This is a genomic window from Stenotrophomonas sp. GD04145 (assembly GCF_029835135.1).
Lineage (GTDB): Bacteria > Pseudomonadota > Gammaproteobacteria > Xanthomonadales > Xanthomonadaceae > Stenotrophomonas > Stenotrophomonas maltophilia_P.
This window is the reverse complement of the sequence record NZ_JAODZG010000012.1, coordinates 26,665-49,825: the sequence shown is the minus strand read 5'-3', so window position 1 is coordinate 49,825 and position 23,161 is coordinate 26,665. Positions and strand designations below refer to the sequence as shown.

Below are 23,161 nucleotides of genomic sequence, written 5' to 3'. Positions count from 1 at the left end.
CCGATGAAACTGCTCGCCTTTGAAACCGCCACCGAAGCCTGTTCCGTTGCCCTGCACGTAGACGGGCAGGTCCTGGAACGCTTCGAGATCGCCCCGCGTCGGCATGCCGAGCTGAGCCTGCCGTGGGCCGACGCGCTGCTGGCCGAGGCCGGTATCAGCCGCCGCCAGCTCGATGGCATCGCACTCAGTCGTGGTCCGGGTGCCTTCACCGGGGTGCGCCTGGCGATCGCCCTTGCCCAGGGCATCGCACTGGCGTTGGACCGTCCGCTGCTGCCGGTATCGACCCTGCAGGTGCTGGCGCTGCGTGCGCCGGCAGAAGAAAGGCAGATCCTGTCGGCGATCGATGCACGGATGGGCGAACTCTACGTCGCGCGTTTCGAGCGCGTGGACGGCCTGCCGATGCCGTGCGATGCAGAGCGGGTGTGCGCACCGGCCGCAGTAGCGTTGCCGGACGATCTGTCGGTGTTCGGTGTCGGCACTGGATTCGGTGCGGCCGAGGGCGCGCTGGTCACGCAGCTGGGGGCGGGCCTGCGGGGGTTCGACGCCGCGGCGCTGCCGCGGGCATCGGACGTGCTGGCGTTGGCGGTGCCGGCCTTGGCACGTGGCGAGGGCATCGCGCCGGAGAGGGTGGAACCGGCCTACCTGCGCGACAACGTGGCCTTGACCCTGGTCGAGCAGCAGGCCGCGCGCGAGGCCAAGGCGAAGGCCAACGGCTGAGCCTGCACAGACGTACCTGCGGCGTCCCCACCGCCCGGCACCGCCCCGCCAGGCGTCACTACACTGACCGCCGCTTTTGCTGTTGACGTTGCCGTTGCCGTTGCCGTTGCCGTTGCCTTCAGCGGGTCCCGGGCCGCAGGCCCGGGCAACACCCCCTACCGGTCGTCGCGCAGTTCGCCGCCGGGCAGGAACACCCACGTGCGGGTGACCTGCAGGATGTCGATTCCGTCCTCGGTACGCGGCAGCGGCGGGAACGGCTGTGCCAGCGTCACCACCCGCAGCGCGGCCTCATCCAGCAGCGGTGTTCCGCTTGAACGCAGGATGCGGCTGCTTTCCACACTGCCATCGCGACGCACGCCAACGCTGATGACCACCTGGCCGCCGAGACGGCGTTGCCGTGCCTCGTCCGGATAGTTCAGGTTGCCCACCTGCTCAGCGCGGTCGACCCAGGCGCGCAGGTAATTGGCATAGGCATACTCGCGCGTGCTGGCCGAGACGAATTTGCGGTTCGGTCGCTTGGCGTACTGCGCCGAGCGCAGGTGGACCTCGGCCGCCAGCCGCGCCATCTCCGCATCGCGCTGCTCGCGTGCGGTCATCGGTGTGTCCGGCACCGGTTCCAGTGGCGTTGGCTGGGCCTGCGCACGTGCCACCGTGTCCTGGCCATTGCGGCTGCTGACCACGCGGGCCTGCGGCGGTGGCACGGGCGCTGCGGATTGCTGCTGCTGTGGCACCGGGCTGACCCCGGCCTGGGCCTGCGGCACGATCCCGGCCTGGTTGTCGCGCGGACGCTGCGCGCGGTCGTGGTCACCGCCGCCTTCCTGGCTGGCGGCGGCCAGGAAGTCCGCCTGCTTCGGCGTCAGCGCGGTGCGGGTCTGGCTGAAGATCACTTCCAGCGTGGGCACCAGTGGGGCCTCGCCCTTCACGGCGAAACCCACCCCCAGGATCAGCAGGACGTGGACCAGCACCGACAGGGTGAGGGTGGCACCCAGCCGCTGCGCTTCGCGCGGCGGCGGTGGCAGGACGGCGGGTGCGGCGGGCATCAGTGCAGGCCGGCCTCGAGCGCGTCGAACAGCGTGCCGGCGATGTTCAGGCCGTACTGCGCGTCCAGTTCGCGCACGCAGGTGGGGCTGGTGACATTGACTTCGGTCAGGTAGTCGCCGATCACATCCAGGCCGACGAAGCGCATGCCGCGGCGCTTCATTTCCGGTCCCACCTGCGCGGCGATCCAGCGGTCGCGCTCGCTCAGCGGACGGCCTTCGCCGCGCCCGCCAGCGGCCAGGTTGCCGCGGAACTCGTCGCCCTGCGGAATGCGCGCCAGGCAGTAGTCGACCGGCTCGCCGTCAATCAGCAGGATGCGCTTGTCGCCGGCACTGATGTCCGGGATGAACTTCTGTGCCAGCGCCAGCCTGCGTCCGCCGTCGGTCAACGTTTCCAGAATCACGTTCAGGTTCGGGTCGCCCTGGCCGCTGCGGAAGATCGAGCGCCCTCCCATGCCATCCAGGGGCTTCAGCACGGCCTGGCCATGTTCCAGCGCGAAGGCCTTCAATGCCTTGGCGTCGCGGCTGACCAGGGTCGGCGGGCAGCACTGCGGGAACAGCAGCGCGGCCAGTTTCTCGTTGTAGTCGCGCAGGCCCTGCGGATTGTTGACCACGCAGGCGCCGGCCGCAGCGGCCACGTCCAGCACCTGGGTGTCGTAGACGTATTCGGCATCGACCGGTGGATCCTTGCGCATCAGCACGATCTGGCCGGGACCGAACTCGGTCCGGCTGAACCCGCCCAGCTCGTACCAGCCGGCGGGGTCGTCGCGGACCCGCAGCGGGGCGGTCTGGGCCACCGCCACGCCACCTTCCAGGGCCAGTCCGCCCGGCCGCACGTAGTGCAGGGCATGGCCGCGGCGCTGGGCTTCCAGCAGCATGGCGAAGGTGGTGTCCTTGGCGATCTTGATGTGGGCGATGGGGTCCATCACCACGATGACGTTCAACGGCATGGGCGCACCTGTCAGGCAAGGCGTTGATGGTAGCGGCAACGCCCGCCGTGCGCCTCCCTGCGGCGATGCAACGCTGCGTCCGTCCGCCGGGCCGCGCACCGTATGCGAACCCCGTCACGTTCAGCCCGGTAGCACGGCCCGCGTGATGGGCCGGCCTTGAAGCGGGCGCGGAAAGTGCGATATAGATACGCTTTCGTAGCGGCCCCCGCCTGAGACCGGGCCGTGCGCTTGGGGATAGGCAATGACTGAAAACACGACTGCGGGCGGGGAACTCGCAGGACTCCGGGTGATGGTCATCGATGATTCGAAGACCATCCGCAGGACTGCGGAAACGCTGCTCAAGCGCGAAGGCTGCGAGGTGGTCACCGCCACCGACGGCTTTGAAGCGCTGGCGAAGATTGCCGACCAGCAACCGCAGATCATCTTCGTCGACATCATGATGCCGCGTCTGGATGGCTATCAGACCTGCGCGCTGATCAAGGGAAACCAGCTGTTCAAGGCGACCCCGGTGATCATGCTGTCGTCCAAGGATGGCCTGTTCGACAAGGCGCGGGGGCGCATCGTCGGGTCGGAGCAGTACCTGACCAAGCCTTTTACGCGCGAAGAACTGCTGGGTGCCATCCGCACATACGTCAACGCCTGACCAGGGGGGAAAGGCACAATGGCTCGTATCGTCCTGATCGAGGATTCACCGACCGACCGCGCGGTGTTCACCCAGTGGCTGCGCCGTGCCGGCCACGAGGTGCTGGAAGCGGACAACGCCGAGGATGGCCTGCAGCTTGTCCGCGACCAGGTGCCGCAGCTGGTGCTGATGGACGTGGTCCTGCCGGGCATGAGCGGTTTCCAGGCCACCCGGGCGATGGCCCGCGACGCCGCGACCCGGCACATCCCGGTGATCATCGTCAGTACCAAGGCGATGGAGACCGACAAGGCGTGGGGGTTGCGCCAGGGTGCGGCCGACTACATCGTCAAGCCGCCGCGCGAGGATGAACTGATCGCGCGGATCAACGAACTGGTGGCCTGATGCGCTCGCCTTTCGACATTCTCGAAGCCTACGAACGGCGCAGCCTGGCCCATGCGGTGCAGCTGCCGGGCCGGCAATTCGTCCAGGACCTGTGGCGAGGCGTCGGCTATCGCGTCGGCCAGCGCCGGCTGGTGTCCGATTTCCGCGAAGTGGTGGAGATCGTGCCGATGCCGCCGGTCACGCCCGTGCCCTGCGCGCAGCCCTGGCTGCTGGGCGTGGGCAACCTGCGCGGCAACCTGTTCCCGGTGGTCGACCTGAAGTACTTCCTGGAAGGCACACGCACCGTGCAGCAGGAAGGGCAGCGCGTGCTGATCATGCGCCAGGCCGGCGGTGACGTCGCACTGACCATCGACGAACTGTTCGGCCAGCGCAGCTTCGAAGCCGACCAGCAGATCGAGGCCGGCAGCCTGGCCGAGGGTCGTTACGGGCACTTCGTCGAGCGCGGTTTCCATGCTGACGGCCAGGACTGGGGCGTGTTCTCGCTCTCGCTGCTGTCGCGCACTCCTGAATTCCGGCAAGCCGCGGCCTGAGGCCGGGCATCGCCCCCTGCACTGAAGATCGAGGTTGAACGATGAGTACTGCTTCGGACGCCACCAAGACCGGCAAGCTTCGGCTGGGCGGCAGCAACCTCTGGCTGGCCCTGCTGCTGGCATCGATGATCCTGTTCGGCGTCAATACCGGCGTAGCGACCTGGCAGGGCAGCCGCCTGGCCGATGCCGGTTCCAAGGCCGCGGACCTGCAGGTGCTGTCGCAGCAGCTGGCCAACCAGGGGCGTGACGCGGTGGGCGGCAATGCCCAGGCGTTCACTGCCTTCAAGGCCACCCGCAACGCGATCGAACAGAATGTCTCGACGCTGCAGGGGCGCTACGGCAAGGAACCGGGCGTGTCGCGGGCGATCTCGACGCTGGGTGAAACCTGGGCGCCGCTGGGCAAGCAGGCCGGGCAGCTGGTCGCCAGCGAGCCGGCGGTGCTGGCCCTGGCCGGCAATGCCAACAACTTCACTGGCGCGGTGCCGGGGCTGCAGGCGCAGCTGAACGAGGTGGTGCGCGCGATGTCGGCTTCGGGTGCACCGGCCGCGCAGGTATACAGCGCGCTGCAGCAGGTCGTGGTGGCCGGCTCGATGGCCCGACGGGTCACCGAAATGCGTGCGGGCGGCTCTTCGGCGGCCGCCGCGGGCGACGCACTGGCGCGTGACATCACCGTGTTCTCGCAGGTGCTCGACGGCCTGCGCAACGGCAACGAGGAACTGGGCATCACCGCAGTGCGTGGCCCGGCCGCCGTGGCCGCGCTGGAGCAGTCGCACACCCAGTGGCAGGCGATGAAGGCCGATGCCGATGCGATCCTGGCCAGCTCGCGCCAGCTGTTCGCCGCGCAGTCGGCGGCCACCGCGCTGGGCCAGGGCTCGGCGCACATGCTGGATGACAGCCGCAAGCTGTTCGAAGCCTTCTCTTCGTTCGGCTCGGTGTCCGATACCCGCCTGTTCCCGAACTTCTGGATCGGTGTAGCGTCCGGTGCGCTGTCGCTGATCGCGATCATCGGTTTCGTCTCCACCAACGTGCGCAGCCGCTCGCGTGAGCAGGAGCTGCGCTACCAGACCCAGGTGGAGTTCAACAGCCGCAACCAGCAGGCGATCATGCGCCTGCTGGACGAAATCTCCTCGCTGGGCGAGGGCGACCTGACCGTCAAGGCGTCGGTGACCGAGGACATGACCGGCGCCATCGCCGACGCGATCAACTACGCCGTCGACGAGCTGCGCCACCTGGTGACGACCATCAACGACACCTCGGCCAAGGTCGCGCTGTCCACCCAGGAAACCCAGGCGACGGCCATGCAGCTGGCAGAAGCAGCCGGCCACCAGGCCAACCAGATCACCTCGGCCTCGGACCGCATCGGCGAAATCGCAGCGAGCATCGAGCAGGTTTCGCGCAACTCGGCCGAATCGGCCGACGTGGCACAGCGCTCGGTGGTGATTGCCGCCGAGGGTGCCGGCGTGGTCCGCGAGACCATCCAGGGCATGGACCAGATCCGCGACCAGATCCAGGAAACGTCCAAGCGCATCAAGCGCCTGGGTGAGTCGTCGCAGGAGATCGGCTCGATCGTGGAACTGATCAACGACATTTCCGAACAGACCAACATCCTGGCATTGAATGCAGCGGTGCAGGCCGCGTCGGCGGGCGAAGCGGGCCGCGGCTTCGCGGTCGTGGCCGACGAAGTGCAGCGCCTGGCAGAGCGCACATCGGGCGCCACGCGCCGTATCGAGAACCTGGTGCAGGCCATCCAGGCCGACACCAACGAGGCCGTCACCTCGATGGAACAGACCACCGCCGAAGTGGTGTCCGGTGCACGTCTGGCCGAAGACGCCGGTACGGCACTGACCGAGATCGAGCGCGTGTCCAATGCACTGAACACCCTCATCAAGAACATCTCCATCGCGGCCCAGCAGCAGTCCGCAGCCGCGTCGGACATCACCCGCACGATGGGCGTGATCCGCCAGATCACCGGCCAGACCTCACAGGGTGCCGGACAGACCGCGGAGTCGATCGGCCACCTCGCGCAGCTGGCTGCCGACCTGCGTCGTTCGGTCGCCGACTTCAAGCTGCCGGCGTGACGCGGGCAGGGCGAAGAGCAAGGAACCCGTCGATGAAGCATTTCCATTCCCCACGCCAGATCCAGCGCGGCCTTCGCGCGGCGGCGACCGGAGCCTGTCAATGAGCACTCTGCGCGATGCGATGAGCCACGCAGCGCTGGGTTGGGTCAAGCCCGAGCTGGACGAGACCCTGCGCCAGGTGCGCAACGAGGTCGAGTACTACGCCGAGGATCCGTCCGATGCCAGCCGCATGCGTATCTGCGCCGGCCACCTGCACCAAGTGCAGGGCACCCTGCGCATGGTCGAACTGTACGCCCCGGCAATGGTGGCCGAGGAGCTGGAGCAGCTCGCCAATGCGATCGGCAGCGGCCAGGCGTCTGATCGCGACGAGGCCTGCGCCACGCTGATGCGCGGCAGCGTGCTGCTGCCCGACTATCTGGAGCGCCTGCAGAACGGCCACCGCGACATTCCGATCGTGCTGCTGCCGCTGCTCAATGACATCCGCGCCGCGCGCGGTGCGGCCGGCATCAACGAGAGCGTCCTGTTCGCGTTCGCTCCCGACAGCGTCACCGCCACCGAAGCCGAGCTCGACCATGCGCGCGGCAGCCTGAGCGGGCGCAACCGCGAACTGCTCGATACGGTCGGCAGCGCGGTGAAGGAAGAGCTGCTGCGCATCAAGGATGCGCTGGACCTGCATCTGCGCACCGGCGGTGCAGCAGAACAGCTGCAGACGCAGGCCGACGAACTGGGGGCCGTGGCCGATACGCTGGGCATGATGGGCCTGGGCGTGGCCCGCGGCGTGGTCGTGCAGCAGCGCGACGCGCTGCGCGGCGTGGTCGAGGGCCGCCAGCAGATCGACGAGAACCTGTTGCTGGACATCGCCGGCGCGCTGCTCTACGTCGATGCGTCGCTGGATGACCAGGTTGCCCATCTGGGTGCGGATGGCAGCGGCGAGGATGACCCTGCCGCCGTGGAAAACCGCCGTACCGTCGAGGTGCTGGCACACGAGGCCATCGCCAATTTCGCTGCGGCCCGCGAGCACTTTGTCGCGTTCATCGAAACCAGCTGGAACCACGCGGAACTGCAGGACGTACCGCGCCTGCTCGGCGACGTCGCCGGTGCACTGCGGATGCTCGACCTGGGGACCGCCGCCGACTACCTGCGCGGCGTCCAGCAGTACATCGACGCCGAGCTGATCGGTCGCCAGCGTGTGCCCAGCGGGCGCCAGCTGGATACGCTCGCCGACGCCATGGCCAGCCTGGAGTACTACCTCGAAGCCCTGCGTGATCGTCGTCCGGGCCGTGAGGACATTCTGGAGATCACCCGCAGCAGCCTGGAAGCGCTGCGCTACTGGCCGCTGCCGGAGCGCGCCGCGATCGACGAGGCGCCGCAGGGCGTGCAAGCGGTCGAGCGCGAGGCGGTAGACCTGCAGGTGATGCCATTGCAGCCCGGCCACGTCGACATCGATGTGAGCACGGCCGCGCCCGCCGCCGGCAGTGTGGCTGCCGCCCTGCCGGACTTCGTCTTCGATCCGCCGCTGGCACCGCCAGTGACCGACAACGGGCTGATGTTCGGTGGGTTGTCGGCACCGGTCGCGGTACCCGGGACGACGCCCGATGCCGGTGGCTCGCTGGTGTTCGCCGCGTCCAGCGCACCGGCCCCGGCCGTGCCGCAATGGGACCTGGCGGCTGTAGAGGTCGGTGCCACGCACGCGGATGATGCCCATGCGCCGGCCTTGGCCAGCGACGAAACGATCGATCCGGTACCGGCCGAGGTGCCGCAGTGGACGCTGTCCCAGGTGGACGACATGGCGGATGCACCGTCGGTGTCCGGCGACAACACGGTGGCGTTCGCGTCCGGATCCGGTACACCGGACATCACGTCGGCGCCGGTATTCGATCCGGTGGCCGCCGAGCATGGCGCCGCGGACGTGGCGGCTGATGAGGTCGTATTCCGTTTCGACGCCGATGCACTGGACAACGCCGACGACGTGCTGTCCTTGCATGCGATGGAAACGCTGGTGCTGGAAGACGACGCAGACCTGCATCCGGTGCTGGACAGCGTTGATGCAGAGCCAACGGATCCGGTCACGCTCGCCGCGGACGCATCGCCTGCCGCAGACGCAGCACCGGCGGTGGCCCTGATCGAGATCGACACCATCGCACCGATCGATTTCAGCGAAGCCGATGCCCGGTTCTTCGCTGAACTGAGCGCCGCCGCGGAGGACTTCAACCCGCGGGCGATGCCATCGGCCGCCGACGCGCCGGTCGCGATCACGGCCGCGTCCGAAGCGGGCTTCGATGCCGGCTTCGACGATGATGCGGAGAACATCGACGAGGACATCCGCGAGGTGTTCCTGGAAGAGTTCGACGACGAGCGTGCCAACCTCGGAACGCTGCTGCCGGCATGGCACGCGCAGCCGGACAATCTGGACCGGCTGCGGCCGATCCGCCGCATCTTCCACACCCTCAAGGGCAGCGGCCGTCTGGTCGGTGCGCGGACGCTGGGCGAGTTCGCGTGGAAGATCGAAGGCATGCTCAACCGTGTGCTTGACGGCAGCCGTCCGGCCACGCCGGCCGTGCTGGCGATGGTTGATCACGCGCATGCCGCCTTGCCGCAGCTGAGCGACGCACTGCGTCATGGCCAGCGCATCAGTGTCGATCTGCAGGCGATGCAGGCCGTCGCCGATCGCGTGGGTGCCGGCGAAGAGACGTTCTACGTGCCGCTGCCGGCTGCGGCGCCCGCACCGGTGGCGCCGGCGGCGGAAGAGGGCGAGGACGAGATCAGCCGCATTCTCGAAGCGGAAGCGGCGACGACAGCCGACGCCGGGAACGCGACCGCGGTCGAGGGGACTCCGGCCAATATCGACAGCGTGCTGCGCGAGATCCTCGAAGCCGAGGTGGAGGTCCACCAGGCAACCCTGCAGGCGTGGCTGCGCTCGGCGCAGCAGGCACCACAGCCGGTGAGCGATGCGCTGCTGCGCGCCGTGCACACCATGAACGGCGCCTTCGCGATGACCGAGGTGCCGGAGATCACGGCGGTCACGGGCGGCGCCGAATCCTATATCAAGCGGGCCCTGGCCGCCGATGTGGTGCCGGGCGACGACGGTGTTGCTGCGCTCGATGCGACCGCGCAGGCCATTACCGCGACCATGGAAGCATTGCAGGCGGAGCAGCCGCGCATTGCGCCTCAGCCTGCGCTGGTACAGCGCCTGCAGGCCCTGGCCGGCGAACTGCCGGAAGCGCGCTGGCCGCTGGTGGGGCTGGATGACGAAGAGGCGCTCGCGACCGATGGAGAGCCTGCGCACGAGGTGGACGCGCAGCTTCCTGCCGATGCGCAGAGCGACATCGACGCCGAAATCAACGCCGGGATCGACAGTGCACCTGCTGACACCCATGACGTGCCCGCAGCCGATCCGGCGAAGGACGGACTGGACGTGGCCGAGCTCACGGCCAGTGATGACCTTTCGCGCTACTTCGACGCCGGTTGGCCGTCGCTGGGCGGTACCGGACAGGAGGCCGCAGCCACGCTGCCACCCGTCGCGGCTGCTGCCGATGAATCCGCAGCGGTCGTGTCGCCGGCGGTCGCCGATGCGCCCCCCGCGCTGGCCGAAGACGCCGCGCTGACAGGCGCGGACGACCTGTCGCCGTACCTGGACGCCAGCGCGCTGCCGGTCGACGACCGTGATGCGGATGAGGCGGCGGACGCCGCTGCGTTCACCGAAACGATCGACCTGAATACGTCGTGGGATGACGTGGAAGGGTTCGATGCGAGTGATGACGCTGCTGCACTGCCACTCGACAGCACGCTGTCGAGCCTGCAGGATGACATGGCTGCGCCGGGTTTTGCGGAACCGGTCACATTGGAAGCTGCGCTCGAAGCCGGCCTGCATGTGATCGACGAAGAGCAGACTCCGGCCGACGACGGGCAGTGGTCCGTGCTCGGCCTGCAGGCCAGCGAACTCGCGCCGGGCGAGGCGGATGCCTTTGCCGAGGATGCGGACGTCGGCGGGGAGACGGCGGTCGGTGAAGGAGAGAGCGCCGACCCGCCGTCCCCGGCGACGGTGAATGCCGGGGAGTCCCTTGCAGAGCCTGCGGTCGATCCGCAGCCGGCAGCCGCGCCGCCGTCGCCGTTCTTCGAGATGGAAGACGCGCCGGGCCAGGGCAGCGGTGCTGCCGGACCGGGCGGTTCCACGCCGGTCGAGGGTCCGGTTGCCGAAGATGACGTGCCGGCACACGAGCCGATCGAGCCGATGCCGGAACCGGAACCGGAAGGCAGCGTGGGCGAGGAGCCTGCCGATCTGCTTGACTTCACTGTGTATGACCGCGAGCTGGTCGACATCTTCGTCGAAGAAGGCAAGGACCTGCTTGATCACTGCGATGGCCTGATCAGCGAGCTGCGCGATGCGCCGCAGGACCGCGAAGTGCTCGCCGGCCTGCAGCGTGACCTGCATACGCTGAAGGGCGGCGCACGCATGGCCGGCATCAACGCCATCGGCGACCTCGGCCACAGCATCGAATCGCTGCTGGAGGTGGTCGCGGCGGGGCGCACCGAGATCGAGCGCCGCGACGTGCAGCTGCTCGAGCGCGGTTTCGATCGCCTGCACCAGCTGCTGACCCGTACCGGCGAGCATCGCGTGGTGGAGCCGGCGCAGGACCTGGTCGATGCTTTCGAGGCACGTACCGCCACCGATCCGGCAGCGGCTGCCGCCGTCGGCACGGCTGGCCCGGTGGAGACTGAAACCACCGTCGTACCCGCGACCGTTGCCCTGGTCGATGCACCGCTGTCCGCGCCGTTGCCGGTCGAAAGCACGGTCGAGGACGATCCGCTGGCACGTCCCCAGCAGGAGCAGGTGCGCGTCCGCGCAGATCTGCTCGACCGGCTGGTCAATCACGCAGGTGAGGTGGCGATCTACCGGTCGCGCCTGGAGCAGCAGCTCGGTGCCTTCCGCGGCGCGATGGGCGAGCTCGAACGTACCAACGCGCGTCTGCGCGACCAGCTGCGTCGCCTCGACCTGGAGACCGAAGCGCAGATCGTTGCCCGCTACCAGCGTGAGCAGGACCAGGCCGACCAGAAGTTCGATCCGCTGGAACTGGACCGCTTCTCCACCCTGCAGCAGCTCAGCCGTGCGCTGAACGAGTCCGCCGCCGACCTGGGCGGCCTGCAGGGCGTGCTGGACGATCTCTCGCGGCAGTACGATGCCCTGCTGCAGCAGCAGTCGCGCGTCAGTTCGGAACTGCAGGATGGCCTGATGCGTGCACGGATGGTGCCGTTCGACGGCCTGGTGCCGCGTCTGCGCCGCGTGGTGCGCCAGGCCGGCATCGACACCGGCAAGCAGGTCCACCTGACCCTGGAAGGCACCCATGGCGAACTGGACCGCAACGTCCTCGACCGCATGGTCGCGCCGCTGGAACACATGCTGCGCAACTCGGTGGCCCATGGCCTGGAGGCGCCGGAGCAGCGCCGTGCCGCCGGCAAGCCGGAAGAGGGCGAAATTGCCATCCGCCTGCATCGCGAAGGCTCGGAAATCGTGCTGGACGTGGCCGATGACGGCGCCGGCCTGGATCGGGAGGCGATCCGTCGCCGCGCGATCGACCGTGGCCTGCTGGCCGCCGACGCGCAGCCTGCCGATCACGAACTGGACAATCTGATCTTCGCATCGGGCTTCTCCACCGCCGACCAGGTCAGCCAGCTGGCAGGCCGCGGCGTGGGCATGGACGTGGTGCGCAATGAAGTGCGCCAGCTGGGTGGCTCGGTCGATATCCAGTCGGTGCGTGGCCAGGGCGTGCGTTTCACCCTGCGCCTGCCGCAGACGCTGGCCGTTACCCAGGCCGTGTTCGTGCAGATCGGCGAAACCACCTTTGCCGTGCCGGTGGCTTCGGTCAGCGGTATCGGCCGCCTCTCGCGCGAGCGCTTCGAGGCCGCCGACAGCAGCTATCGCTACAGCGGCGAAGACTATCCGCTGTACGACCTGGGTAGCCTGGTCGGCCAGGCCCCGGCACGTGCCGAGGGCCAGGCGCAGGTGCCGCTGCTGCTGGTCCGCGCCGGCGACCTGCGAGCTGCCGTGGCGATCGACCAGGTGCTGGGCAACCGCGAAATCGTGGTCAAGCCGGTCGGCCTGCAGATCGCGTCGGTACCGGGCATCTACGGTGCCACCATCACCGGCGATGGCCGTGTGGTGGTGATCCTGGACGTGGCGCCGCTGGTGCGTCGTTACCTGGCCAACCCGACGCCGCCGGTGCTGGTCAACGCGCCGCGTCAGGAACGGCAGGTGCCGCTGGTGATGGTGGTCGACGACTCGCTGACCATGCGCAAGGTCACCGGCCGCATCCTGGAGCGCCACAACTTTGAAGTCAGCGTCGCCCGCGATGGCGTGGAAGCGCTGGAGCGGCTGGAGGAGCGTGTTCCCGACCTGATGCTGCTGGATATCGAGATGCCGCGCATGGACGGCTACGAGCTGGCCACCGCGATGCGCGCCGACCCGCGTTACCGGGACGTTCCGATCGTGATGATCACCTCGCGCAGCGGCGACAAGCACCGGCAGCGCGCTTTCGAAATCGGCGTCCAGCGCTACCTGGGCAAGCCTTATCAGGAGCTGGACCTGATGCGTAACGTGTACGACCTGCTGGGGATCGCCCGTGTCCGAGAGTGAAGCCAACCCGGCCGTCGCCCTGCTGGCCCGGCCTGGCGCGGCGCGTGAGCGCCTGCGCGAAGCACTGGCGCACGCCGACGTGCAGATCGTGCTGGAAGACGACCCGAATGGCCTTGAACCGCAGGCGCTGCATGACGCGCGGCCGCAGTTCGTGGTGATCGCACTGGAAGCGGCGATCGAGGACGCACTGGAACGCCTGGAGCCCGTGCTGTCGGCCCCCGGCCTGAGCCTGGTGTTCGACGAAGCCGAGCTGGCCGCGCGCCGGAACGGCTGGGAGGCGCAGCGCTGGGGGCGTCACCTGGCCGCCAAGCTGCATGGACACCAGCAGGTGCTGCCGCCGGGCGCCGAGGACGAACCGACCCTGCAGCTGGAGCCAGGCCGTCCTGCGCCGCCACCTGCGCCGCAGGAGGCAGCGCTGCAGACGCACCTGCAACAGGCACACCGCTGGGCCGACGACGTGCCAGCCGATGGCCTGTACGCACCGCCGGCGCAGCTGCATGAACCGGTCGCATTCGAACACGCTCTGGCCGCGCTGCAGCCGATCGTGCCCGAACCGCCGGAAGCGCCGGTCGCACGGATGGAACCCCCCGCGGCACCGCCGGTGCCGTTCGATCACACCGCGTGGTCGCTGGTGGACGAGTCGGCCGATGCCGCCACCCCGGCGTACGCCGCAGCGGAGGTCGAGGCGCGCTCATCGTCGTTCGATACCGACCACCTGAGCCTGGTCGACCTGGATGCGGCCGCCCCGCCCGGCGCACGCGCGGGTGCGCTGCTGGTGCTGGCCGGGATCGGTGGCCCTGATGCGTTGCGTCGCCTGCTGGGCGCGCTGCCTTCGGCATTGGCGGTGCCGGTGCTGGTGCACATGCGCCTGGATGGGGGCCGCTACGGCAATCTCGTCAAGCAGATGGCGCGTGTCTCGCCGCTGCCGGTGCAGCTGGCCGAAGCCGGCCAGCGCGCCACGCCCGGGCAGGTGCATGTGCTGGCCGATGACATCGGCGTCCGCGCGGCCAGCGACGGTCTGCATTTCCTGACCGACGCGCAGGGCATCTCGATTGCCGCGTTGCCGGCCCAGTACACCGCACTGGTACTGCTCAGCGGTGCCGATCTGGGCCATGTCGGGCCGGCGCTGGACCTGGCTGCCGCGGGCGCGTGGGTGGCCGGGCAGGTGGGGGAGGGATGCTACGACCCGGCCGCCGCCACCGCCGTGGTGGCCGCCGGCATGGCCGCTGGCGAACCGCAGGAACTGGCGCAGATCATCGCCGCGCGCTGGGGCGAGGGTGACCACAACGGAGAGGCTCCATGAGTTACGCCAGCAACGATGAAATCCGTGGTGTCCTGATCCAGGCCGGCAACGAACGCGTGCTGCTGCCCAATGCCACGGTGGCTGAAATGATGTCGCGGGTGCCGGTGCAGCCGGTGGCCGACGCCCCCCGCTGGCTGGTCGGCGAGATCGCCTGGCATGGCTGGCAGGTGCCGCTGGTGTCATTCGCACGGCTTTCGGGGCTGGGGGACGAGGCAGCCGGTGTCCACAACAAGGTGGTGGTACTGAAGGCGCTCAGCGGCGATCAGCAGCGGCCGTATTACGCGTTGCTGACCCAGAACTTCCCGCAGTTGATCTCGGTGCCGCGCGATGGCCTGCTGGCCGATGCGTCGGAGGAGACCCTGCCGCAGATCGTGCACATGCGCGTACTGCTGGGTGAGCAGAGCGCGCTGCTGCCGAATCTGGACGCACTGGAAAGCGCGCTGGCTTCACTGGCGGCCTGAGGCCGCCCCCCGGACACAGGCCGCCGGGCATGGCCCGGCGCTGCCGTTGGCGTGCAGGTTGTCGGTGGACCTAACCGAGATCACCCAGCCGCGCCTGCAACGCGGCGATCGCGGCCAGCCCGGCGGTTTCCGTGCGCAGGATGCGCGGGCCCAGCTGCAGGCCCTGGAAGCCGGCGGCTGTCAGCTGCTCGCGGTCGCGTGGCGACCAGCCGCCCTCCGGACCGATCGCGATCACGATGCCGCCCGCGGGCGCCGCTGCCAATGTCGACAGCCGGTGCGAACCCATCGGGTCCAGGGTCAACCGCAGCGTATCGGCGGGCAGCGCAGCGGTCGCCTGCGCCAGCGACAGCGGGGCACCCACCCGTGGAATGCACGCGCGCCCGGACTGGCCACAGGCCGACTGCACGACGTTGTTCCAGTGCGCCACGCGCTTTTCCGCGCGGGCCGCGTCCAGCTTCACCTCGGTACGTTCCGCGTTCACCGGTAGGATGCTGCTGACGCCGAGTTCGGTGGCCTTCTGCAGGATCAGGTCCATCTTTTCGCCGCGCGCGATGCCCTGCATCAGGGTGATGGCCAGCGGCGATTCGATGTCGATGGCCTGCACGCTGTCGATGCGTGCCTGCACTTCGCGCTTGCCGACCACGGTCAGCGTCGCAGCGTAGTCATGGCCATCGCCGTTGAACAGGACGCAGCCATCGCCTTCGCGCAGGCGCATCACCCGCACCAGGTGGTTGGCGGTCTCCTCGGGCAGGGTCACGGTCTGGCCGCTGTGCAGCGGCAGGTCGATGGGACAGCGGGTCACGCGCATGCAATCGCCTCGTCGATGGCGGCCAGCGTGGTATGCGCCAGCAGATCCAGTTGTTCGTCGTCCACGCAGTACGGTGGCATCCAGTACAGCACATCGCCCAGCGGGCGAAGGACCACGCCGCGCTTCAGTGCTGCCTTGTACGCGTGCAGGCCGAGCCGCAGTCCGGGGTCGAAGGGCGTGCGCCTGTCGCCGCCGCGCGACAGTTCGAATGCCACCACCATGCCGGCCTGGCGCACATCGGCCACATGCGGGTGGTCGGCAAACGGTGCCGCGAGGGTGCCCATCACCGATGCGGTGCCGCGGTTGCGCGCGATCACATCGTCGCTGCCGAAGATGTCCAGCGTCGCCAGCGCCGCAGCGCACGCCAGCGGATTGCCGGTATAGCTGTGCGAGTGCAGGAACGCACGCTCGCGGGAGTCGTCGAGAAAGGCGTCGTACAAGGCCTGCGTGGCCAGGACCGCGGCCAGCGGCAGGAACCCGCCGGTCAGGCCCTTGGACAGGCACATCATGTCCGGCATCACCCCGGCCTGTTCGCAGGCGAACATCGTGCCGGTGCGACCGAAGCCGGTGGCGATCTCGTCGGCGATCATGAACGCACCGTGCGCGTCGCACAGCTCACGCACGCGCTGCAGATACACCGGATCATGCATGCGCATGCCACCGGCGCACTGCAGGCGGGGTTCCAGGATCACCGCGCATACTTCACCGGGGTGCTGGTCGAACAGCGTCGCCAGGCCATCGGCGGCCTGGCGCGCACGCTCGGCGGCGCTCTGCCCTGGCTCGGCCAGGTAGGCGTCGGGCGAGGGTGCGAACAGCCCTTCGGCCAGCAACGGCGCGTACACCCGCCGGTACAGTGGGATGTCGCCCAGCGCCAGCGCACCGAGCGTTTCACCGTGGTAGCCGTTTTCCAGCGCGATGAAACGCGTACGCCGGGTCTCGCCGCGGTTATGGAAGTAATGGAAGGCCATTTTCAATGCCACTTCCACCCCGGCCGAGCCGTTGTCGGCGTAGAACACCTTGGCCAGCGGATCGCGCCCGGCCTGCCGCGGGGCCAGTGCCAGCAGGCGTTCGGCCAGGGTGATCGCCGGCTCATGGCTGAAGCCGGCCAGCATCACCTGTTCCAGTTGGCCGGCCTGGGCCGCGATGGCGCCGCCGATGCGGGGCTCGGCGTGGCCGAACAGATTCGTCCACCAGCTGCTGACGGCATCCAGATAGCGGTTGCCGTCATGGTCGATCAGCCACGCACCCTCGCCGCGCGCGATCGGCACCAGCGGCAGGGTGTCGGGATGCTCGCGCATCTGTGTGCACGGATGCCACAGCACCTGCAGGTCGCGTTGCCGCCAGTGCAGGGCCAGCGGGGAGGGGGTTGGGTCTGCTAGCATTTCGGGCTCATGAACATGTTGCTGCCTGCACATTCTATCGGCCCCGGCGCCCGCGTCGGCCGCCGCGGAGATTCCGCATGAACGATGACCGTGCCAGCCGTCGCCTGCCGATCATCCATCGGATCACCGATGAAGAGAACGGTCCCTTCCAGCGCCAGCATCTGGATCTGGAATTCTCCAATGGTGAACGCCGCCGCTTCGAGCGTCTGGTCAGTCGTGGCCACGGTGCGGTGGTGGTGGTGCCCATGCTCGACGACGAGACGGTGCTGCTGGTGCGTGAATACGCCGCCGGGGTACATCGCTACGAGCTTGGCCTGGTCAAGGGCCGGATCGATGCCGGCGAGACCCCCGAGCAGGCCGCCGATCGCGAACTGAAGGAAGAGGCCGGCTATGGCGCGCATCGCGTCGATGTGCTGCGCGCCATGACGCTGGCGCCGACGTACATGAGCCACCAGTCGTGGCTGGTGGTGGCGCGCGATCTGTACCCGGAAAAGCTGATCGGGGACGAGCCCGAGGAGCTGGAGGTGGTGCCCTGGAAGCTGTCCGAGCTGGACCGGTTGATGCTGCGCGAGGACTTTTCCGAGGGCCGCTCACTGGCGGCGTTGTTCATCGCCCGCCAGTGGCTGCAGGGAGCCCGATGATCAAGCTGACCACGGATCTGCGCGAGACCGCGATCGCCATCGCGCAGGAAGCCGGCCAGGCCATCATGCAGGTCTACGCCGACGGATTCGACGTGCGGATCAAGGACGACAACAGTCCGGTGACCGCCGCTGACCTGGCTGCCAACCAGGTCATCGAGCAGGGTCTGCGGCAACTGACCCCGGATCTGCCCATCCTGTCTGAAGAGTCGGCCCAGGTGCCCTGGGAACTGCGCCGCCATTGGGGCGCCTACTGGCTGGTCGATCCGCTTGACGGTACCCGCGAGTTCGTCAAGCGCAACGGCGAATTCAGCGTCAACATCGCCCTGATCTACCAGGGTGCCCCGGCGTTTGGCGTCGTGCTGGCGCCGGTCACCGGCATTCTGTGGCACGCCATGCGCGGCGAACTGGCGTACCGCCGGCAGGGACTGCACGACACCGTGCTGCGCACGCGCAGCCCGGCGACCGCTCCGCTGCGGGTGGCGGCAAGCCGCTCCCACCGCTCGCCGGAAACCGAAGCGCTGCTGGCGCGCATGGGCCGCATCGAGACCATCGCCCAGGGCTCGTCGCTGAAGTTCTGCCGCATTGCCGAGGCGGGCCTGGATGTGTACCCGCGGCTCGGCCCGACCTCCGAATGGGATACCGCCGCCGGCCAGTGCGTGCTGCACGCGGCGGGCGGCGCGGTCCTCTCGGCGGCGACCGGCAAGCCCTTCCGCTACAACCGCCGCGAGACGCTGTTGAACGGCGATTTCATCGCCCTTGGCGATACCAGCCTGCCGTGGCGCGACTGGTTGTCCGACTGACCTGGAGGCCGCATGAGCGCGCATGACACCCCCACCGCCGGCAGTGCCGCCAGCACCGAACTGGAACGCCTGCTGGCGATCATGGCCCGCCTGCGTGATCCGCAGGGCGGCTGCCCGTGGGACCTGGAGCAGGACTTTGCGACCATTGCCCCATACACCATCGAGGAAGCCTACGAAGTCGCCGACGCGATCGATCGCGGTGACCTCGATGATCTCTGCGACGAGCTCGGCGACCTGCTGCTGCAGGTGGTATTCCATGCTCGCATGGCCGAAGAGCAGGGGGCGTTCGCTTTCGCAGAGGTTGCCCGCGCGATCAGCGACAAGATGCAGCGCCGCCATCCGCATGTCTTCGCCGATGTCAGCGTCGATGATGCCGATGGGGTCATGCGCAACTGGGATGCGATCAAGCGCGCGGAGCGGGCAGCCAAGGGCGAACAGGACCATTCCGCCCTGGCTGGAATCTCGCGGGGCCTGCCGGAGTGGCAACGCGCGGTGAAGCTGCAGTCGCGCGCGGCCAAGGTGGGCTTCGACTGGCCGGGCCCGCTGCCGGTCCTGGACAAGGCCGCCGAGGAACTGCAGGAACTGCGCGAGGAGTTCGAGCGCGGCGACATCGCCGGCAACAAGGCGCGGCTGCAGGAGGAACTGGGCGACCTGTTGTTCGTCTGCGCCAACCTGGCCCGCCACGCCGACATCGACCTGGGCGCCGCGCTGCGCGGTGCCAACCACAAGTTCGAGCGTCGCTTCCGGGCCATGGAGGCACAGGCCGAGGCACAGGGCACATCCCTCGCCTCGCTGGACCTGGACGCGCAGGAAGCGCTCTGGCAGCACGCCAAGGCCGCCGAGAACGAATGAAGACACTCGGCCTGTTCCTGCTGACCGCGCTGGCCGAGATCGTCGGCTGCTACCTGCCGTGGCTGTGGCTGCGCAAAGGAGGCAGCGTCTGGCTGCTGCTGCCGGCGGCGGCCAGTCTGGCCCTGTTCGCCTGGCTGCTGACCCTGCATCCGACCGCCAGTGGCCGCGTCTATGCCGCTTACGGTGGCGTGTACATCGGCACCGCGCTGTTCTGGCTGTGGCTGGTCGATGGCATCCGGCCCAGCCGCTGGGATCTGCTGGGTGCTGCACTGTGCCTGGCGGGCATGGCGGTGATCATGTTCGGGCCGCGCCAGCCGGGCTGACCGCCGGCAGTGCGAGGCCCGCCGGAAAGGGGCATGATGGGGCCGATCGTGGCATTGGGAGTGCGCACATGTCCCGTTTCTCCAGCTTCCGTGACTTCTATCCGTTCTATCTCAGCGAGCACCGCCATCCGGTGTCGCGGCGCCTGCACTTCATCGGCAGCTGCGGCGTACTGCTGCTGGTCGCTGCGGCGATCCTGCGCGGCCAGCCGCTGCTGCTGTTGACGGCATTGGTCTGTGGGTACGGGTTCGCGTGGGTGGGGCACTTCTTCTTCGAGAAGAACCGCCCGGCCACGTTCCGCCACCCGCTGTACTCGTTCCTGGGCGACTGGGTGATGTTCATCGACATCCTGCGCGGGCGGGTGCGGTGGTGAGAACGTGTGCACGCCGCATTCACACGCTATGCTCGGGGTTGGACGTCTACCGATAAGGAAAGCCTGATGTTCCCGACCATGTTCTTTACCGTGGTACTGGCCTTCGTGGCCGTGGTCATCCTGTTCAAGGCCGTGCGCATGGTGCCGCAGGGATATGAATGGACTGTCGAGCGGTTCGGCCGCTACACCCACACCATGACCCCCGGCCTGCACTTCCTGATCCCCATCGTGTACGGCGTGGGGCGCAAGGTGAACATGATGGAGCAGGTGCTGGATGTACCCAGCCAGGAAGTGATCACCAAGGACAACGCCGCCGTGCGCGTAGACGGGGTGGTGTTCTTCCAGGTGCTGGACGCCGCCAAGGCCGCCTATGAGGTGGCCAACCTGGAAGTGGCCATGATCGCTCTGGTCCAGACCAACATCCGTACCGTGATCGGCTCGATGGACCTGGACGAATCGCTGAGCCAGCGCGAGGTGATCAATGCCCAGCTGCTCAGCGTGGTCGACCATGCCACCAACCCGTGGGGCGTGAAGGTGAACCGCATCGAGATCCGCGACATCCAGCCGCCCCGCGATCTGCTCGACGCAATGGCGCGGCAGATGAAGGCCGAGCGCGAGAAGCGTGCGCAGATCCTGGAGGCGGAAGGTTCGCGGCAGTCGGAGATCCTGCGCGCCGATGGCGAGAAGCAGGCCACCGTGCTGGAGGCGGAAGGGCGGCGCGAGGCAGCGTTCCGCGATGCGGAGGCACGCGAGCGCCTGGCGGAAGCCGAAGCGATGGCGACCAAGGTGGTGTCGGCGGCGATCGCCGAGGGTGACGTGCAGGCGATCAACTACTTCGTCGCCCAGAAGTACGTGGAAGCGTTCAAGGAACTGGCCAGCTCGCCGAACCAGAAGCTGGTGCTGATGCCGATGGAGGCCAGTGGGGTGATCGGCTCCATCGCCGGCGTGGCCGAGCTGGCCAAGCAGGCATTGGCGAGCCAGGACAACAAGGCGGCCGGCAAGCGACCGCCGCCGATCGGAGGCTGACATGCGCTGGGACGTCGTCGCCTGGGGGGCGCTGGCCCTCCTCCTGTTCGCTGCGGAGGCTCTGCTGCCGGGCGCGTTCATGCTGTGGATCGGCATCGGCGCTGCAGCGGTGTTCGTGCTGGTGGCGATCTTTGCCGGCATCCCGCTGCTGTGGCAGGTGGTCGCCTTCGTCGTGCTGAGCGTGCTGTCGATCCAGTGCTACCGGCGCTGGGGCAGGTCGCGGGCACGCGCCAGCGACAAGCCGTTGCTGAACCGCCGCGCCGAGCAGCTGATCGGTCGGGTGGTGCCGTTGCAGCAGGGCATCACGGACGGGCAGGGTCGGGTCAGCATCGACGATGCGTACTGGCAGGTCAGCGGTCCGGAACTGCCGGCCGGGGCACGGGTGCGGGTGGTCGCGGTGCAGGGCAGCACGCTGGTGGTTGAAGCGGCCAGCTGAGCCTGCGGGCGGTACGTGCGCGAACCGCTGCGGTGCGGCACGCCCGTGGGCGATCGATCTGGGATAATGGGGGTTCTTGTTTCCTCTGCTGCCGGAACGGTCATGACCCAGAAGACGCTGCTCAACGATACCCACCGCGCCCTCGGCGCCAAGATGGTCGATTTCGGGGGTTGGGACATGCCCATCCACTACGGCTCGCAGCTGGACGAGCACCACCTGGTGCGTCGCGAGGCCGGCGTGTTCGATGTCAGCCACATGACCGTGGTGGACCTGCGCGGCGAGCAGGTCAAGCCGTTCCTGCGCCGCCTGCTGGCCAATTCCATCGACAAGCTGAAGGCGCCGGGCAAGGCGCTGTACTCGTGCATGCTCAATGCCGAAGGCGGCGTCATCGATGACCTCATCGTCTATTACCTGGGCGAGGACTTCTTCCGCATGGTGGTCAACGCCTCCACCCGCGAGAAGGATCTGGCCTGGCTGCGTACGCAGGCCGCTCCGTTCAACGTGTCCGTTGAACAGCGCCCTGACCTGGCCATCCTCGCCGTACAGGGGCCGCAGGCGCGCGAGCTCGTCATTGGTCTGGTCGGCGCCGCCGACCGCGAGGCGCTGGGCAAGCTCGGCCGCTTCGCCGCGCTGCAGGTGCGGTCCGATGAGGGCGTCGAACTGTTCGTTGCCCGTACCGGTTACACCGGTGAGGACGGTTTCGAGATCCTGCTGCCGCAGGAGGCCGTGGTCGGGTTCTGGAACCGCCTGCTGTCTGCAGGCGTGAAGCCGGCTGGCCTCGGTGCCCGCGACACCCTGCGCCTGGAGGCCGGCATGAATCTGTACGGCCAGGACATGGACGAAGCCATCAGCCCGTACGAAGCCGCACTGGCCTGGACGGTGTCGCTGGACGAAGGCCGTGACTTCATCGGTCGCGACGTGCTGGAAGCGCAGAAGGCCGCCGGCAATGCGCGGCAGATGATCGGCCTGGTGATGGACGAGAAGGGTGTCCTGCGCCACGGCCAGGTGGTAACCACGGCCGGCGGCCAGGGCGAAATCCTGTCCGGCACCTTCTCGCCGACGCTGGCCAAGGGCATCGCCTTTGCCCGCGTGCCGGCAGGTGACCTCGGCCAGGTCACGGTCGATATCCGTGGCCGGCAGGTGCCGGTGCGCGTGGTCAAGTTCCCCTTCGTGCGCGAAGGCCAGGCCCAGCCCGGCGTGCTCGCCGACGCCTGATCCGAACGTGCCGGACGTCACTGACAGCAGTGGCGGCCGGTTGGTTACACTAGCCCCGTTTTTTCCACCCCCTGCAAATCCTGGAGCAGTCCCATGAGCGAGATCCCCGGCGACCTCAAGTTCCTCAAGTCCCACGAGTGGGCCCGTGTCGAAGGCAATGGCCGCGTTACCGTCGGTATTTCCGACCACGCCCAGGGCCTGCTGGGTGACCTGGTCTACGTCGAACTGCCGGAGGTCGGCGCCGACGCCAAGGCCGGCGAGCAGATCGCTGTCGTCGAGTCGGTGAAGGCGGCCTCGGACGTCTACAGCCCGATCAGCGGCAAGGTCGTCGAGGTCAACTCGGCGCTGTCGGACAAGCCGGAAACCATCAACGAAGATGCCTACGGCGAAGGCTGGATGTTCGTGGTCGAGCTGTCCAACGCCGAAGAGATCAACGAGCTGCTGGACCCGGACGCTTACGCCGAAGTCCTTGAGAACGACGACCACTGAGTCGTTGTTTCCTGGTTTGAAAACGGCCACCTTCGGGTGGCCGTTTTCGTTCCGGCGACCGCGCCGGACTCATGACGCCCGGTTCGC

General features: G+C 68.4%; 21 protein-coding genes. 17 read left to right on the top strand and 4 right to left on the bottom strand.

Going from position 1 to position 23,161, the window contains the following annotated elements; translation table 11 throughout:
* Positions 1-3: 3 nt before the first annotated feature.
* Positions 4-717 carry a tRNA (adenosine(37)-N6)-threonylcarbamoyltransferase complex dimerization subunit type 1 TsaB gene (tsaB, locus tag N7367_RS08905; RefSeq protein WP_065174785.1) on the top strand — a complete coding sequence of 238 codons (714 nt, stop codon included), beginning with the start codon at positions 4-6 and terminating at the stop codon, positions 715-717.
* 155 nt (positions 718-872) lie between these two features.
* Here tsaB and N7367_RS08900 read toward each other — a convergent pair whose 3' ends face one another.
* Together N7367_RS08900 and gshB are read right to left on the bottom strand one after the other, a co-directional pair.
* Positions 873-1,757 (bottom strand): energy transducer TonB, encoded by an 885-nt coding sequence (locus N7367_RS08900; protein ID WP_279942220.1) that lies wholly within the window; start codon positions 1,755-1,757, stop codon positions 873-875.
* Positions 1,757-2,704, bottom strand: a complete 948-nt coding sequence (gshB, locus tag N7367_RS08895; protein ID WP_263175378.1) for a glutathione synthase — start codon at positions 2,702-2,704, stop codon at positions 1,757-1,759. Before gshB ends, N7367_RS08900 begins: the two co-directional genes overlap by 1 nt.
* Positions 2,705-2,945: 241 nt before the next feature.
* Here gshB and pilG point away from each other — a divergent pair, with 241 nt between their 5' ends.
* The 7 genes from pilG to N7367_RS08860 all read left to right on the top strand — a co-directional run bounded on the left by pilG (position 2,946) and on the right by N7367_RS08860 (position 14,731).
* Positions 2,946-3,347, top strand: a complete 402-nt coding sequence (pilG, locus tag N7367_RS08890) for a twitching motility response regulator PilG (RefSeq protein WP_005418455.1) — start codon at positions 2,946-2,948, stop codon at positions 3,345-3,347.
* Positions 3,348-3,365: 18 nt separating this feature from the next.
* Positions 3,366-3,728: a response regulator gene (locus tag N7367_RS08885; protein WP_053518925.1), complete on the top strand. Its 363-nt coding sequence runs from the start codon at positions 3,366-3,368 to the stop codon at positions 3,726-3,728.
* Complete coding sequence (locus N7367_RS08880; protein WP_053518924.1) at positions 3,728-4,258, top strand: chemotaxis protein CheW; 531 nt, start codon at positions 3,728-3,730, stop codon at positions 4,256-4,258. The genes N7367_RS08885 and N7367_RS08880 overlap by 1 nt, the downstream gene beginning before the upstream one ends.
* Before the next feature lie 41 nt (positions 4,259-4,299).
* On the top strand, positions 4,300-6,336 hold the full coding sequence (locus tag N7367_RS08875; protein WP_053518921.1) for a methyl-accepting chemotaxis protein: 2,037 nt from the start codon (positions 4,300-4,302) through the stop codon (positions 6,334-6,336).
* A gap of 100 nt (positions 6,337-6,436) precedes the next feature.
* On the top strand, positions 6,437-12,967 hold the full coding sequence (locus tag N7367_RS08870; protein WP_279942219.1) for an Hpt domain-containing protein: 6,531 nt from the start codon (positions 6,437-6,439) through the stop codon (positions 12,965-12,967).
* Positions 12,954-14,270 carry a chemotaxis protein CheB gene (locus tag N7367_RS08865; RefSeq protein WP_279942218.1) on the top strand — a complete coding sequence of 439 codons (1,317 nt, stop codon included), beginning with the start codon at positions 12,954-12,956 and terminating at the stop codon, positions 14,268-14,270. The genes N7367_RS08870 and N7367_RS08865 overlap by 14 nt, the downstream gene beginning before the upstream one ends.
* Entirely contained in the window at positions 14,267-14,731 is a 465-nt protein-coding gene (locus tag N7367_RS08860; RefSeq protein WP_053518915.1) for a chemotaxis protein CheW, read from the top strand. Before N7367_RS08865 ends, N7367_RS08860 begins: the two co-directional genes overlap by 4 nt.
* Before the next feature lie 70 nt (positions 14,732-14,801).
* Here N7367_RS08860 and N7367_RS08855 read toward each other — a convergent pair whose 3' ends face one another.
* Together N7367_RS08855 and bioA are read right to left on the bottom strand one after the other, a co-directional pair.
* Positions 14,802-15,539 (bottom strand): 16S rRNA (uracil(1498)-N(3))-methyltransferase, encoded by a 738-nt coding sequence (locus tag N7367_RS08855; RefSeq protein ID WP_279942217.1) that lies wholly within the window; start codon positions 15,537-15,539, stop codon positions 14,802-14,804.
* Complete coding sequence (bioA, locus tag N7367_RS08850; RefSeq protein ID WP_279942216.1) at positions 15,530-16,921, bottom strand: adenosylmethionine--8-amino-7-oxononanoate transaminase; 1,392 nt, start codon at positions 16,919-16,921, stop codon at positions 15,530-15,532. The genes N7367_RS08855 and bioA overlap by 10 nt, the downstream gene beginning before the upstream one ends.
* 77 nt (positions 16,922-16,998) lie before the next feature.
* On the opposite strand from bioA, the gene nudE reads away from it, so the two are divergent.
* The 9 genes from nudE to gcvH all read left to right on the top strand — a co-directional run bounded on the left by nudE (position 16,999) and on the right by gcvH (position 23,074).
* A complete protein-coding gene (gene nudE / locus N7367_RS08845; protein ID WP_053520252.1) occupies positions 16,999-17,562 on the top strand; it encodes an ADP compounds hydrolase NudE in 564 nt (187 codons plus the stop codon).
* Positions 17,559-18,362: a 3'(2'),5'-bisphosphate nucleotidase CysQ gene (gene cysQ / locus N7367_RS08840; RefSeq protein ID WP_279942215.1), complete on the top strand. Its 804-nt coding sequence runs from the start codon at positions 17,559-17,561 to the stop codon at positions 18,360-18,362. The genes nudE and cysQ overlap by 4 nt, the downstream gene beginning before the upstream one ends.
* A gap of 12 nt (positions 18,363-18,374) precedes the next feature.
* Positions 18,375-19,214 carry a nucleoside triphosphate pyrophosphohydrolase gene (gene mazG / locus N7367_RS08835; protein ID WP_279942214.1) on the top strand — a complete coding sequence of 280 codons (840 nt, stop codon included), beginning with the start codon at positions 18,375-18,377 and terminating at the stop codon, positions 19,212-19,214.
* Positions 19,211-19,537 (top strand): YnfA family protein, encoded by a 327-nt coding sequence (locus N7367_RS08830; RefSeq protein WP_053520255.1) that lies wholly within the window; start codon positions 19,211-19,213, stop codon positions 19,535-19,537. Before mazG ends, N7367_RS08830 begins: the two co-directional genes overlap by 4 nt.
* Positions 19,538-19,605: 68 nt before the next feature.
* Entirely contained in the window at positions 19,606-19,908 is a 303-nt protein-coding gene (locus N7367_RS08825) for a DUF962 domain-containing protein (RefSeq protein WP_053520256.1), read from the top strand.
* Positions 19,909-19,974: 66 nt separating this feature from the next.
* Complete coding sequence (locus N7367_RS08820) at positions 19,975-20,934, top strand: SPFH domain-containing protein (protein ID WP_053520257.1); 960 nt, start codon at positions 19,975-19,977, stop codon at positions 20,932-20,934.
* Position 20,935: 1 nt separating this feature from the next.
* Entirely contained in the window at positions 20,936-21,370 is a 435-nt protein-coding gene (locus tag N7367_RS08815) for an NfeD family protein (RefSeq protein WP_053520258.1), read from the top strand.
* Positions 21,371-21,472: 102 nt separating this feature from the next.
* Entirely contained in the window at positions 21,473-22,585 is a 1,113-nt protein-coding gene (gene gcvT / locus N7367_RS08810) for a glycine cleavage system aminomethyltransferase GcvT (RefSeq protein ID WP_279942213.1), read from the top strand.
* A gap of 93 nt (positions 22,586-22,678) precedes the next feature.
* Positions 22,679-23,074 carry a glycine cleavage system protein GcvH gene (gene gcvH / locus N7367_RS08805; protein WP_053520260.1) on the top strand — a complete coding sequence of 132 codons (396 nt, stop codon included), beginning with the start codon at positions 22,679-22,681 and terminating at the stop codon, positions 23,072-23,074.
* The last annotated feature ends 87 nt before the right edge of the window (positions 23,075-23,161 follow it).